Below are 13,117 nucleotides of genomic sequence, written 5' to 3'. Positions count from 1 at the left end.
CCGCCGCTGCTGGTGCTCGTCGAGCCGACCTCGGCGGTGGACGCGCACACCGAGGCGCGGGTCGCCGAGCGCGTCACCGCGTTGCGCCGGGGCCGCACCACCGTGGTGTGCACGGCCTCGCCACTGTGGCTGCACCACGCCGATGAGGTCGTGCTGATGAGCGAGCACGGCGTGCTGGCCCGGGGCAGCCACGAGGAGCTGCTCGCCACCTGCCCCGACTACGGGGCGGTCGTCAACCGTGCGATGGACGAGGAGGAGGTGCCGTCGTGATCGCCGACCCGCTGCGCACCTCCGCCGCCACCTGGCGCGAGCCCCAACAGGCCGTGCCCGCCGTCGACCCACGCCTCGAGCCACCGGCGAGCGCTCCCGTGCGGGAACGCCTGGCCGCCTGGCGGATGCGCCACCACCTGCGCAGGCAGGCGGCGGAGCAGGTGTATGCCGACTCGCGCCGCCCGGAGCACGGGTGGCCCGTCGCCGACGACCACGCCGTGTTGAGCTTCTTCCGTCGCCTCATCACCGAGCGCAAGGGACAGACGATCGCGCTCGTGGCATTCAACGCCTTGGCCGCCGCCGCCGCGCTGGTCGTGCCCCGGCTGCTCGGATCCCTGGTGGACCGCACCACCGCGCGGGACCTGTCCGGCGTCCACGGACTCGTCCTGGCGGTGGTCGTGGTCGTCGTGGCCCAGGCGTTGCTGACCTTCCTGGCACAGCGCACCTCGACCCTGTTCGGGCAGGACCTGCTGGCCTCGGCCCGCGAATACATCGTGGAGACGATCCTGCGACTACCCCTCGGCCGGGTGGAGTCGGCCAGCACCGGCGACCTGGTCACGCGAGTGACCCGCGACGTCGGCACGATGAGCCGCTCGGTGCAGTTCGGGCTGCCGATGGCGATCATCTCGCTGCTCACGGTGCTCCTGTCGGTCGTGGCGATGCTGCTCAACTCCTTGCTGCTTGCCGTGCCCTGCCTGCTGGTCATCTCGACGAGCTGGTTCGCGGTGCGCAGCTACCTGCGAGCCGCACCGAAGGGCTACATCAACGAGGGCTCGACCTACTCGCGGATCAACACGACCCTGACCGAGACCGTGGAGGGCGCCCGCACCGTCGAGGCGCTGGGTCTCGCGCCGCGACGGGTCCAGCGGGGCAGCGACGACATCGCCGTGTCCTCCCAGGCGGAGCGCTACACGATGAGCCTGCGCAACCTGCTCTTCGGCGTCATCGACGTCGCGTTCAACTCCCCGCGGGTGGTCACGCTCGCGGTCGGCGCCTGGGGGTATGCGCAGGGCCTGCTCTCGCTCGGCCAGATCACGGCGGCGGTGCTCTATGTCGAGTCCCTGAGCGGACCGCTCGACCGGCTGGTCGGCGAGCTCGACCGGCTGCAGGTCGGGGTCGCGTCCACCGCCCGGCTGTTGGGGATCGCCGAGGTGCCGGCCGACCGCGCTCCCGGCGACGCACTGCCGGAGGGCCGGCACCTGCTGGGCACCGACCTGCGGTTTGCCTACCGCCCGGATCACGACGTGCTGCACGGGGTCGACCTGGAGCTCGTGGACGGTGAACGGCTGGCCGTGGTCGGGCCGTCGGGGTCGGGGAAGTCGACCCTGGCCCGGTTGCTGTCCGGCATCAACGGCCCCCGCACGGGGTCGGTGACGGTCGGTGGTGTGGAGCTGGTGGATCTGCCGCTGCCGACCCTGCGCACCCAGGTGGCCCTGGTCACCCAGGAGCACCACGTCTTCATCGGCAGCGTGCGCGACAACGTCGTGCTGGCCCGGGAGGACTCCGGCGACGACCGGGTCTGGTCGGCCCTCGCCGCGGTGGGCGCCGACCAGTGGGTCCGGCGACTGCCCCGAGGTCTGGACACCCGCATCGGGTCGGGCCAGACGTCGCTGACCCCCGCCCAGGCCCAGCAGGTCGCCCTGGCCCGGCTCATCATCGCCGACCCGCACACGCTGGTGCTCGACGAGGCCACCTCCCTGATCGACCCGCGGACGGCGCGATCCCTCGAGGGCTCGATGAACGCACTGCTCCAGGGCCGCACCGTGGTGGCGATCGCGCACAGGTTGCACACCGCGCACGACGCCGAGCGGATCGCCGTCATGATCGACGGCCGGATCGCCGAGATCGGCAGCCACGACGAGCTGGTCGACCGCCCCGATGGCGAGTACGCGGCGTTGTGGCGAGCCTGGACCTCCTGACCTCGACGAGTGAGAACGCGGAGCCGCGGGTAGTGGTTGAAAGTGTGAAAACCTGCCGCGGCCAGCCGGCATCTTGGCGGCCGGGCGCAGCGGTCCGCCTCGACAAAGGAGTGGTCATGTCGACGACCGAGCAACACCAGCCAGCATTCCCGGCCCGCGTGCCGGGCGCCCACATCGCCGATCCCACGGCTCTGGGCATCGGAGGCTTCGCCCTGACGACCTTCGTCCTGAGCGTCGTGAACGCCGGGATCGTGCCGACCACCGTCGAACCTGCGGTGTTCGGTCTGGCGCTCGCCTACGGAGGTCTCGCGCAGCTGCTCGCAGGGATGTGGGAGTTCGCCAAGGGCAACACCTTCGGCGCGACCGCATTCAGCTCATACGGCGCGTTCTGGATCTCGTTCTGGTGGTTGACCGGCCACACCGACATGAGCGCTGCCGGCAAGGACGCGGCCAAGGGTGTCGGCCTCTACCTGCTGGCCTGGGGCATCTTCACGCTCTACATGACGGTGGCGGCACTGCGCGTCAACGTGGCCGTCCTGACGGTGTTCGTGCTGTTGACCATCACCTACTTCCTGCTCGCCTGCGGTGAGTTCCTCGGTTCGGGCGGGCTGGGCAAGGCCGGTGGTTACGCGGGGATCCTGACCGCGATCGCCGCCTGGTACACCTCGATGGCCGTGGTCACCGCCTTCACGTTCAAGAGGCAGGTGCTGCCCGTCGGGCCACTCAACCTCGGCTGATGCCCCTTGCCCGGTGACGTCTTGACTGGTGGAGTGGGGTAGGACTTGACCCAGGAAGCGAGTGTTCTGCCCCACGCCCGTCCGTAGGAGGAGAGAAAATGAGCAATCCGGAACTGTCGAACCTGTTGCACGAGACCAGAAGGTTCGATCCCCCGGCCGAGTTGGCAGAGCACGCCAACCTCAAGGCCGACGCCTACGCGGAGGCCAAGGAGGACCGACTGGCCTTCTGGGCCAAGCAGGCCGAGCGCATCACGTGGGCCGAGCCGTTCACCGAGGTGCTCGACTGGAGCAACCCGCCGTTCTCCAAGTGGTACGTCGGCGGCAAGCTCAACGCGGCATACAACTGTCTTGACCGGCACGTCGAGGCCGGCCTGGGCGACCGGGTCGCCTACCACTTCGAGGCGGAGAACGGCGACCGGCGGGACATCACGTATGCCGAGCTGCTGGCCGAGGTGTGCCAGGCCGCCAACGGCCTGACCGAGCTGGGCGTCAAGACCGGTGACCGCGTCGCGATCTACATGCCGATGATCCCCGAGACCGTCGTCGCGATGCTGGCGTGTGCGCGGATCGGCGCCCCCCACACCGTGATCTTCGCCGGGTTCTCGGCCCAGTCGATCGAGGACCGGGTCAAGGACTGCGGCGTGGAGGTCGTCATCACCGCCGACGGCGCCAACCGTCGCGGCAAGCCGTCGGCGCTGAAGCCGACGGTGGACGAGGCGGTCGCCAAGTGCCCGACGGTGCGCAAGGTGGTCGTGGTCAAGCGCACCGGCCAGGACGTCGCCTGGAACGACGACCTGGACGTGTGGTGGAGCGACGTGGTCGACCACCAGAGCACGGAGCACACCTGCGAGTTCTTCGACGCCGAACACCCGCTGTACATCATGTACTCCAGCGGCACGACGGGTAAGCCCAAGGGTGTCCTGCACACGACCGGTGGTTACATGGTGGGCGTCTCCTACACCCACTGGGCGGTCTTCGACCTCAAGCCGGACACGGACGTCTTCTGGACCGCCGCAGACATCGGCTGGGTGACCGGCCACTCCTACATCGTCTACGGCCCGCTCGCCAACGCGACGACCTCCGTGTTCTACGAGGGCACCCCGGACACACCGCACCAGGGCCGCTGGTGGGAGATCGTCGCGAAGTACAAGGTCAACATCCTCTACTGCGCGCCGACCGCGATCCGCACCTTCATGAAGTGGGGCCGCGAGATCCCGGAGAAGTTCGACCTGTCGTCGCTGCGCCTGATCGGGTCGGTCGGCGAGCCGATCAACCCCGAGGCCTACATGTGGTACCGCGAGGTCATCGGCGGCAACCGGTGCCCCGTCGTGGACACCTGGTGGCAGACCGAGAACGGCATGATCCTGATCAGTCCGTTGCCGGGCGTGACCTCCGGCAAGCCGGGCTCGGCGATGACCCCCTTGCCCGGAGTGACCGCCGCCGTCTACGACGAGTCGGGCAAGCCCGTCGAGCCGGGTGGCGCCGGTTACCTGGTGGTCACCGAGCCGTGGCCCGCCATGCTGCGCACCCTGTGGGGTGACGACGACCGGTTCAAGGAGACCTACTGGGCGCGGTTCCCGGGGGTCTACTTCAGCGGCGACGGGGCCAAGCTCGACGAGGACGGCGACTTCTGGCTGCTCGGTCGGGTCGACGACGTCATGAACGTGTCCGGCCACCGCATGTCGACCACCGAGATCGAGTCGGCGCTGGTGTCGCACCCGATGGTCGCCGAGGCCGCTGTCGTCGGAGCCGCGGACGCCACCACCGGTCAGTCGATCGAGGCGTTCGTCATCCTGCGTGAGAGCGCCAAGGGGGGTGGCGACGACCTGGTCGCCGAGTTGCGCAACCACGTGGCCAAGGAGATCGGCGCCATCGCCAAACCACGTTCGATCATGGTGGTGCCCGACCTGCCCAAGACGCGCTCAGGCAAGATCATGCGCCGCCTGCTCAAGGACGTGGCCGAGAACCGCGAACCCGGCGACAGCACCACGCTGGCCGACTCCTCGGTGATGGACCTCATCCAGGAGAACCTGTCCAAGCAGTCGACCGACGAGGGCTGACCGGCCGGCGACCGGCTCGGCGAAGCAACGGCCGGGGACACGGCATACGAGCTCGTATGTCGTGTCCCCAGTCTTTCGTGCCTGCCTTTCGGCGCCGTTCGCCGTGGTGCCACACTCGCAGCGTGACCGCGAACCCGGACCTGTCACCTTCCGAGGAAGTGGCGTTGGTGGACCGCGACGGCACGGTCGTCGGGTCGGCGCCCCGCTCGGTGGTGCGCCGCGACAACCTCCTGCACGCGTCGACGGCAGTGCTGGTGCGGGACAGCGAGGGCCGCATCTACGTCCATCGCCGAGCGGACGACAAGGACTGGGCGCCGAGCCACCACGACTGTTGCGCCGGAGGAGTGTTGCGGGTGGGGGAGGAGCCGGAGCCGTCGGCCCGCCGTGAGCTGGTCGAGGAGCTCGGGATCACAGGTGGGTTCGCGTTGCTGCCACTGGGTCACAACCTCTACGAGGACGACCAGACACGCTGCCTGGAGAGCGTCTACGAAGTGGTCTGGGACGGGCCGGTCCGCCACGCCGATCACGAGGTGGTCTGGGGGCGCTGGATGACCCTGGCCGAGCTCGCCGGGTTGCTGGCGGACCCGACGTGGCCGTTCGTGCCCGACACCCGCCAGCTGCTGGGCCACCTGGCAGCCAGTGGCGCGAGGGACTACGCGGGCCTCGGATTCTGAGCGCGCGTGCGTGGAACCCAGGACCGGATCGGTGAGGGTTCGGGCAGCCGCGGTGCCATGCTGGGCTCATGGCCCGCACTGACGAAGGCGTGGAACCCGACCGGCCGGGAGCCCAGGAGTGGCTGCCGACCGTGCGGCGCATTGAGTCCCTGAGAGACGCCGCGCAGGACTGCCGCGGTTGCGAGCTGTGGGAACCGGCGACCCAGGTGGTGTTCTCCTCAGGTAGCAGTGACGCGCGCGTGGTCATGGTGGGTGAGCAGCCCGGTGACGTCGAGGACAAGGAGGGGGAGCCGTTCGTCGGGCCTGCGGGAAAGCTGCTGCGGCGGGCGATCGATGACGCCGGCCTCGCCCTGGAGGACGTCTACCTGACCAACGCCGTGAAGCACTTCCGGTTCACCCCGCGCGGCAAACGGCGTATCCACGAGAAGCCGAACCTCGCTCAACTGGTGGCCTGTCGGCCCTGGCTGGAGGCGGAGGTGGAGACGGTGGACCCCGACCTTGTCGTCGTCCTGGGGGCCACGGCGGCCCGTTCGATCCTCGGACCCGGCGTCAAGGTCACCAAGCAGAGGGGCCAGCTGCTGCACCGAGAGGCGGCGGACGGCGGGCGGGTCTTCCTGCCGACAGTGCATCCGTCGTCGGTGCTGCGCGCTCGCGAGAAGCGGAATCAGGCGTATGACGCCTTCGTCGCCGACCTGCGCGTCGCCGGATCGGTCCTTTGAGAGCGTCAGGGGAGTCAGCCAAGCGTGGATGCGGCCTTGACCGTGAGGACAGGGCAGGGCGCGTCGAGCAGGACGTGCTGGGCGGTGCTCCCGGCGATGAGTTTGCCGACCGGGCTTCGTCGACGAATTCCGATGACTATGAGCTCGGCACCGAATTCAACTGCGGCACCGAGGATCTCGAGGGCCGCTGGCTGGCCGTTGGTTGGCTGCTGGATGTCGTGGTCGATACCCGCGTCCGTCAACTCCTGCTCGAGGGCGTCGAGGTCCTCAGCGGTCGCGAAGTTGGGGTGCGAGTAGTCGCCGTTGCGCCCGGTGTTGATCACGATTAGCCGTGCTCCCGTCTCCCGGGCGCGGGCCATGGCGTGGTCCACGGCAGCCGACCCCTCGGGCGTGGGCAGGTAACCGACGACGATGGTCGCCGTCACCGCCGCACCGCCGGTCTCGACGTCATCGCAGGCTCTGCTCGGACTCGGGCACGGTCATCGCGCCGGTCATGATGGCCACCGCGTCCTGCATCGAGTGGGTCTGTGGACTGATCACCCCGGCACAACCACCGAGCCGCTGGATGTGGACGCGGTCGGCTGTCTCGAAGACGTTGGGCATGTTGTGGCTGATGAGGATCACACCCAGGCCCCGATCGCGCAGGTCACGTACCAGCCTGAGCACCTGCGCGGTCTCGCGCACGCCGAGCGCCGCGGTCGGCTCGTCGAGGATCGCGATCTTGCTGCCGAAGGCACCCGTGCGGGCCACAGCGACGACCTGGCGCTGCCCTCCCGAGAGGGTCTCCACCGACTGGTTGATGTTCTGGAGGGTGCTGATGCCCAGCTCTTTGATGTGACGGCTGGCGTGCTCCCTCATCGCCTTGGTGTCCAGCATCCGCAGCACTGACCCTGCGAATCCCTTGCGTCGGATCTCCCGGGCGAGGTAAAGGTTGCTGGCGATGTCGAGGGCGGGCGCGACCGCAAGGGTCTGATAGACCGTCTCGATTCCTGCCTCCCGCGCCTCCTGGGTCGACCTGAGCTTCACCGGCTTCCCGTCGATGGCGATGCTTCCCTGGTCGGGAGCCATGGCACCGGAGAGGCACTTGATCAGCGTCGACTTGCCTGCTCCGTTGTCGCCGATGACGGCGAGGACCTCCCCGGGGAAGAGGCGCAGGTCGACGCCGCGTAGACCCACGACGCGCCCGAAGAGCTTGACCAGCCCCTTGGCCTCGAGCACCGGTTTCTCGTCGGTGCCATGCTCGGACGTCGGGCGTCTCGCCGGCCGCTCTGCCGCAGTCGTGCCGGATGTGGGCGTGCTCATGCTTTGACCCTCCTGATCCACTGGTCGACGGACACCGCGAGGATGACGAGGATGCCGGTGGCCAGGACCTGGTAGTTCGGATCCACGCCCGCCAGGGCGAGTCCGCTGTTGAAGACCTGCACGATCAGGGCGCCGATGAGCGTGCCGACCACGAGCCCGCGTCCGCCGAACAGGCTCGTGCCACCGATCACCACGGCTGTGATGCTGAGAAGGTTGTAGTTGAGGCCGGCGTTGGGGTCGGCACCGCCGACGCGACCGCACACGATCCAGGCCGCGGCGGCCACGGCCAGTCCTGCCACGACATACGCACTCAGCAGCACCCGACTCGTCTGGATGCCGGCGAGCTCCGCGGCGTCTCGGTCATCGCCCGTGGCGTAGAGGTGACGGCCCCAGGCGGTGTTGCGCAGTGCGAAGGCGACCACGGCATACAGGATGAGCATCAGGATCACGCCCCAGGTGATGCTGACGCTGCCGACCGAGATGGTGCGTCCCGTCCACAGCAGGAACGCGCCGGGGTCGAGCGCCACCGTCTGCCCTTGCGCGTAGAGCAGGGAGATCGCCGTGAAGATCGAGAAGGTGCCGAGGGTGACGATGAAGGGGGGCAGGTGGATGCGGGTCACCAGGAAGCCGTTGAACGCCCCGGTGGCCACCGCCACGACCACGCCGATGAGCAGGGCGATCACGCCCGGCACGCCGTGGTCGTGGTTGAGCTTGACCATGACCAGCGACGCCAGCACCATCGCCATGCCGATCGACAGGTCGATACCGGCCGTCAGGATGATCACCGTCTGACCGACGGCGAGGGCGCCGACAACGGCCATCTGTTGGACGAGTAGCGACAGCGCCTGGGGTCGCAGGAAACCCTGCGAGATGATCCCGAAGACGATGATCGCGAGGATCAACACGATCAGTGGGCTGAGAGCCGGGTTTCGGTGCAGGACGTGTTGGATCCGCTCGGCCGGGCCATGCTTGCGACTCAGCAGATCCTCGGCCGACGCCGGCGCGTCACTGGCGGTTTGGGTCACGGCCTTCTCCTCTCGGAGGGGTGCGGGGAGAGCATCAGTCGCCTGCCTGTCCCCAGCACGCCTTGAGCCCCTGGGTGGGGGTCTGGCTCTTGATTCCCGGGACGGGATGGCCCGTCACGAGGTTGGTGCCGGTGTCCAGGAAGTTCTTGCCCGAACTGGCCTTGGGTGGCGCGCCGCCCCTGGCCAGCTTGGCGATCGAGCTCACGCCGAGACCAGCCATCTTTCCGGGGTACTGGGTCGCGTCGGCGGCGAACATCCCGCTCTTGACGTTGCCCATGCCCTCGCAGGACCCGTCGATGGTGACGATGAACGCCTGGCCGGTCTTCTTGGCGGCTCGCATCGCGGCGTAAGCTCCCCGCCCTGCTGGCTCGTTGATCGTGTAGACCACGTTGATGTTCGGGTTCTTGGAAAGACACTGCTCCATCGCGGTGCGGCCGCCGTCCACCGCCCCCTGGGTGGCCTGGTGGCAGGCGATCACATACTGTCCGCCCTTACCGGCGGTGTAGTGGCCCTGTTTCGCTTCCTTGGCGTTCAGTCCCTTGCTGCCCGGGTCGATGCCCATTCCCTCCAGGAACCCGTGGTCGCGCTCGATATCCACCGACACCACCTGGTCGTCGTAGAGGTCGAGCATCGCGACGACGGCCTTGCCGCCCTTGAGCCGGGCCCCCGTGTACCGGCCGATGAGTCGTCCGGCCTCCTCGTTGTCGGTGGCGAAGGTGATGTCGGCGGTGTTCACGGGGTTGAGCGGGGTGTCCAGAGCGATGACGAACAGGCCGTTGTCCTTGGCCTGCCGCAGAGCTGCATTGACCGCGTCGCCGTTGCTCGTGATCAGGATTCCCTTGTCACCACGCGCAATTGCGGTATCGATGGCGTTGATTTGTGTCTGTGTGTCACCGTCGGCCGTACCTGCGGCGACGGAGAGGTGGACCTTCGCCTCGTGGGCCTGCTCGTCGGCCGACTGCTTCATCGACACGAAGTAGGGGTTGGTCTGGGTCTTGAGGATCAGGGACAGACCGACCTGGTTGGGGTCTGAAGCGGCGCAGGCCGCCAGCGCACACATCACCGTCGTCGAGAGCGACAGGAGGATGGCGCGCTTCCACCACGTTGGTCCGTGGTGCTGGGCTGTGCGCACGCGCGCCCCCAATGGGTTGGACTGGGACCTACGACTCCCGAGTGCTTTGTAGTCCTGTGCAGGGCCGCCGTCAAGGGATGCGTCCCAAGGCGTGGGCGGATAGCGTCGGCGAATGGCTGTGGTCCACCATGACGTGGTGCGGGTCTTCGTCGACGACCGGGGCCGGCACGGCAACGCGCTGGCGATCGTGGACGGGCTCCTGGTCAATGCCGCTGACCGCCAGGCGGTGGCCGCCGCACTCGGGTTCAGTGAAACCGTCTTCGTCGACGATGTCGAGCGTGGCCGGGTGCAGATCTTCACGCCGGCGGTCGAGCTGCCCTTCGCCGGCCACCCGACCGTAGGCGTCGCTTGGTGGCTCGCGCAGGAAGGGCACGACGTGGGCCGGCTCGAGGTTCCCGCGGGGGAGGTGCTGGTCGAACGTGACGGCGCAGTCACCCGCGTGCGGGCCAGACCGGAGTGGACGCCGGCGTTCATCTGGCACGAGATGGGGTCGGAGGTCGAGGTGGAGGCTGCGGACCCGTCCGAGTACACCACCGGTCAGCACTACCTGTGGGCGTGGACCGACCGGGAACGGGGAGCCCTCCGTTCACGGATGTTCGCTCCCGCCATGGGGATCGTCGAGGACGAGGCGACCGGGGCGGCCGCGATCGCATTGACCGCACGACAGGGACGTGCCCTCGACATCACCCAAGGACGCGGTTCGCGGATCGCCACGACGTCGCAGGCCGACGGTTGGGCAACGGTGGGTGGGCGCGTTCTGCTCGAGGGGCACCGAACCATCGAGAGGTGAGGTGGCGCCGCGCTGAGCGAGGAGTCGCCCCAGTGCTCCTGCACACCGGTGCCTCAAGAGCGCCGCCGAGCCGGCCGATGGGTCTGTGGGCACCGACGACGATCGATGTGCAGCATCCGCCAGTTCGTCGGCCGTCCCACCACCTGCCTCGCCAAACGATGGTCGGCACCGCCCCGGCAGTTCCGGCTCGCCCTTTCCGAAAGGCCCTTCGTGCCCACCACCCGCTCGCGTCGCCTGTCGCGGCTCGGTCTCGCAAGTCTGCTCGCAACGACCCTGGCGGCTGGGCCGGGAAGCGTCGCTGCCCACGCGAATGGACAACTGCCCGCCCCACAACCGGGAGCCCAGATCACGGGTCGTTCCTCGGACGGAACCTTCGCCGTGGCCGGACACGGCTTCGGCCACGGCGTCGGGATGTCGCAGTACGGCGCGAACGGCGCCGCGCGCTCCGGACTGTCCTACCGGCAGATCCTCGCGTTCTACTACCCGGGGACCCTGCTGACCTCGCTGTCCTCACCGACGATCCGGGTCGGGATCACCAGCGACACCGATGGCATCGTCGAGGTGGCTGCGGCGCCAGGCCTCACGGCCAGCAGCGACGGTGTCGTCCGGCGCCTCCCCACCACCCCGGACCGGTGGCGTGTGCGTGTGGTCGTCGGTGGCTGCGTCCTCGAGGCCCGGACCGCAGGAAACTGGAGCAAGTTCCCCCTTCGCCAGGGTGAGCAGAACACCCCGTGTCCGGTCATGTTCACCGCGACCGGTCACCTGGTGCGATTGGTGCTCCCCGGCGGGGTCACCCGCGCCTACCGTGGCTCGATCACCGCGCAGCAGGTCAGCTCGGGGAAGGTCGTCACCGTGAACCGGGTCAACCTCGAGAGCTACCTGCGCTCGGTCGTGCCGGCGGAGTCACCGGCCTACTTCCACCTCGAGGCGTTGCGTGCCCAGGCGGTGGCCGCGCGCACCTACGCGAAGCGGTTCATCCGGGCAGGAGGTTCCTACGACATCTGCGACTCGACCGCCTGCCAGGTGTACAAGGGCGTCGGTGTCGTGAACTCCCGCGGGTCCATCAACGCCGCCGAGCAGCCGGCCACGGATGCGGCGGTCACAGACACCGCTGGGCAGGTACTGACGTATGCCTTTGCCGCCGGGCGTGCCCCGCAACTCGCGACCACGATGTTCTCGGCGTCCAACGGCGGGCAGGCCGTCGCAGGCGGAGCTGGACACGGCTACCTGACCGCTCACCCCGATCCCTACGACCGGATCGACAATCCGTGGTCGTCGTGGACGCGAACGGTCCGGGCCACCTCCCTGGAGAAGGCCTACGGCATCAATCGCGTCGCGCGGATCCAGGTCCTGTCGCGGGACGGCCGTGGCGACTGGGGCGGCCGACCGACGTCGATCCGGGTGGAAGGGTTCACCAGCGACGGCCGATACCGGGCGACCGACACCACGGGCAGGTCGCTCGGCGCGGTGACCGGCCTGCCCAGCGACTACTTCACCTCCGAGGAAACCGCCACGGTGGACCCGGCCACTCTGTACCGTCGCTACGGCGGCACGACACTCCAGGCCGGAGCCCGAGGCATCGCGGTCAAGGCGGTCCAGGTCCTCCTGACGGAGGCCGGACACGACGCCGGCCCAGCCGACGGTGTCTGGGGAGGTCGCACGTCGGCGGCGCTGCGGGCCTTCCAGGTCCAGAAGAAGCTGCCGCTCGACACCGACGTGACCCGCAACGACTGGCGTGCGCTGTCGGGGCTGAGCTACACGCAGGCCAGGCCGGCGTCCAAAACCGCGCCGAAGACCCTGTACCAGCGGTATCGGACCACGGTCCTCAGGACCGGCTCGCGGGGAACAGCCGTCAGGGCGCTGCAGTCCGAGCTCAACCGTCGTGGTCTCAAGGTCGGTCGTGTCGACGGGGTGTTCGGGGTCAAGACGCGGGGCGGTGTGGTCCGCTTGCAGAGGGCTAGGCACCTGACGGCGACTGGTGTCGTGCGCGCAAGCACGTGGAAGGCGCTGTCGCGCTGACTGCCGTTGACCGCTCGCTGCGGCGTCGCTACCGGCGGTAGTCCTCGTGCCCGCTCCACGTGTCGGAGCCCTGCCGCCCGTCCCGGTGCTGGTCCTCGGGGAACTCGCCGCGGTAGCCGAGACGCGCGCGGGACCGTGGCCGTGAGAGGTAGTCCGATGGCGCTCCCGCGTAGCCGTGGTCGGTGGGACGAAGCTGCCCGGCGGCGAAGCCGAGGACCAGGGTGGCGAGTCCGCCGGCGAAGATCAACCCGAACATGAGGATGAGTGGGCCCCCGCTGGCCCTCAACGTCTCTGCCGCCACCTGTGACCACAGCGAGTCCCACTGCGGCAGCACCCAGGCCGGTATGACGATCCACGCCAGGACCGCGACGCCCCCGACCGCGATGCCCCAGCGGCCCACACGCCGCAGGAGCCGGTCACGCCGCGGCCCGAGCAGCAGTGCGCAGGCGGCGAGCAGGATCGCCGCCTGC

General features: G+C 69.0%; 12 protein-coding genes and 1 pseudogene. 8 read left to right on the top strand and 5 right to left on the bottom strand.

Annotated elements, in window-relative coordinates; all coding sequences use genetic code 11:
- The 6 genes and pseudogenes from FRW57_RS23130 to FRW57_RS09095 all read left to right on the top strand — a co-directional run.
- A pseudogene (locus FRW57_RS23130) lies at positions 1-270 on the top strand (ABC transporter ATP-binding protein); the annotation flags it as partial.
- Positions 267-2,189, top strand: a complete 1,923-nt coding sequence (locus tag FRW57_RS09115; RefSeq protein WP_338016637.1) for an ABC transporter ATP-binding protein — start codon at positions 267-269, stop codon at positions 2,187-2,189. The pseudogene FRW57_RS23130 and the gene FRW57_RS09115, both read left to right, overlap by 4 nt.
- A 116-nt stretch (positions 2,190-2,305) precedes the next feature.
- Positions 2,306-2,926, top strand: coding sequence for an acetate uptake transporter (locus tag FRW57_RS09110; protein ID WP_152185852.1), 621 nt, complete (start codon positions 2,306-2,308; stop codon positions 2,924-2,926).
- 98 nt (positions 2,927-3,024) lie between these two features.
- On the top strand, positions 3,025-4,986 hold the full coding sequence (gene acs / locus FRW57_RS09105; protein WP_137120903.1) for an acetate--CoA ligase: 1,962 nt from the start codon (positions 3,025-3,027) through the stop codon (positions 4,984-4,986).
- Between the two features lie 122 nt (positions 4,987-5,108).
- Positions 5,109-5,660, top strand: a complete 552-nt coding sequence (locus FRW57_RS09100; protein WP_238384582.1) for an NUDIX hydrolase — start codon at positions 5,109-5,111, stop codon at positions 5,658-5,660.
- Between the two features lie 68 nt (positions 5,661-5,728).
- Positions 5,729-6,379 carry a UdgX family uracil-DNA binding protein gene (locus FRW57_RS09095; protein ID WP_152185851.1) on the top strand — a complete coding sequence of 217 codons (651 nt, stop codon included), beginning with the start codon at positions 5,729-5,731 and terminating at the stop codon, positions 6,377-6,379.
- 14 nt (positions 6,380-6,393) lie between these two features.
- On the opposite strand, the gene FRW57_RS09090 is transcribed toward FRW57_RS09095, so the two are convergent.
- Genes FRW57_RS09090 through FRW57_RS09075 form a run of 4 tightly spaced genes read right to left on the bottom strand, consistent with a single transcriptional unit; the run spans position 6,394 to position 9,838 of the window.
- Positions 6,394-6,804 (bottom strand): universal stress protein, encoded by a 411-nt coding sequence (locus FRW57_RS09090; protein ID WP_137120906.1) that lies wholly within the window; start codon positions 6,802-6,804, stop codon positions 6,394-6,396.
- A gap of 22 nt (positions 6,805-6,826) precedes the next feature.
- Positions 6,827-7,681 (bottom strand): ATP-binding cassette domain-containing protein, encoded by an 855-nt coding sequence (locus tag FRW57_RS09085; RefSeq protein ID WP_137120907.1) that lies wholly within the window; start codon positions 7,679-7,681, stop codon positions 6,827-6,829.
- The gene (locus tag FRW57_RS09080) at positions 7,678-8,706 is read right to left on the bottom strand and encodes an ABC transporter permease (protein WP_137120908.1); all 1,029 of its coding nucleotides are present in this window, start codon (positions 8,704-8,706) and stop codon (positions 7,678-7,680) included. The genes FRW57_RS09085 and FRW57_RS09080 overlap by 4 nt, the downstream gene beginning before the upstream one ends.
- Positions 8,707-8,740: 34 nt before the next feature.
- The gene (locus FRW57_RS09075) at positions 8,741-9,838 is read right to left on the bottom strand and encodes a substrate-binding domain-containing protein (RefSeq protein ID WP_202911459.1); all 1,098 of its coding nucleotides are present in this window, start codon (positions 9,836-9,838) and stop codon (positions 8,741-8,743) included.
- Between the two features lie 112 nt (positions 9,839-9,950).
- Here FRW57_RS09075 and FRW57_RS09070 point away from each other — a divergent pair, with 112 nt between their 5' ends.
- Both FRW57_RS09070 and FRW57_RS09065 read left to right on the top strand, forming a co-directional pair.
- The gene (locus FRW57_RS09070; protein ID WP_137120909.1) at positions 9,951-10,628 is read left to right on the top strand and encodes a PhzF family phenazine biosynthesis protein; all 678 of its coding nucleotides are present in this window, start codon (positions 9,951-9,953) and stop codon (positions 10,626-10,628) included.
- 378 nt (positions 10,629-11,006) lie between these two features.
- The gene (locus tag FRW57_RS09065) at positions 11,007-12,647 is read left to right on the top strand and encodes a peptidoglycan-binding domain-containing protein (protein WP_152185850.1); all 1,641 of its coding nucleotides are present in this window, start codon (positions 11,007-11,009) and stop codon (positions 12,645-12,647) included.
- Between the two features lie 28 nt (positions 12,648-12,675).
- Here the strand turns inward: FRW57_RS09065 and FRW57_RS23125 are convergent.
- On the bottom strand, positions 12,676-13,117 hold a 442-nt coding region (locus tag FRW57_RS23125; protein WP_162529318.1), incomplete at its 5' end, for a hypothetical protein.

The organism is Segeticoccus rhizosphaerae (assembly GCF_009192725.1).
GTDB classification, from domain to species: domain Bacteria; phylum Actinomycetota; class Actinomycetes; order Actinomycetales; family Dermatophilaceae; genus Segeticoccus; species Segeticoccus rhizosphaerae.
The sequence above is the reverse complement of the archived record's forward strand: the minus strand, read 5'-3'. Positions and strand labels throughout refer to the sequence as shown.

Bases quoted from the DNA above. Each gene is read 5' to 3' on its own strand.
- FRW57_RS09085 (WP_137120907.1), bottom strand. From the start codon at position 7,681: ATGAGCACGCCCACATCCGGCACGACTGCGGCAGAGCGGCCGGCGAGA.
- FRW57_RS09070 (WP_137120909.1), top strand. From the start codon at position 9,951: ATGGCTGTGGTCCACCATGACGTGGTGCGGGTCTTCGTCGACGACCGG.
- FRW57_RS09110 (WP_152185852.1), top strand. From the start codon at position 2,306: ATGTCGACGACCGAGCAACACCAGCCAGCATTCCCGGCCCGCGTGCCG.
- acs (WP_137120903.1), top strand. From the start codon at position 3,025: ATGAGCAATCCGGAACTGTCGAACCTGTTGCACGAGACCAGAAGGTTC.
- FRW57_RS09095 (WP_152185851.1), top strand. From the start codon at position 5,729: ATGGCCCGCACTGACGAAGGCGTGGAACCCGACCGGCCGGGAGCCCAG.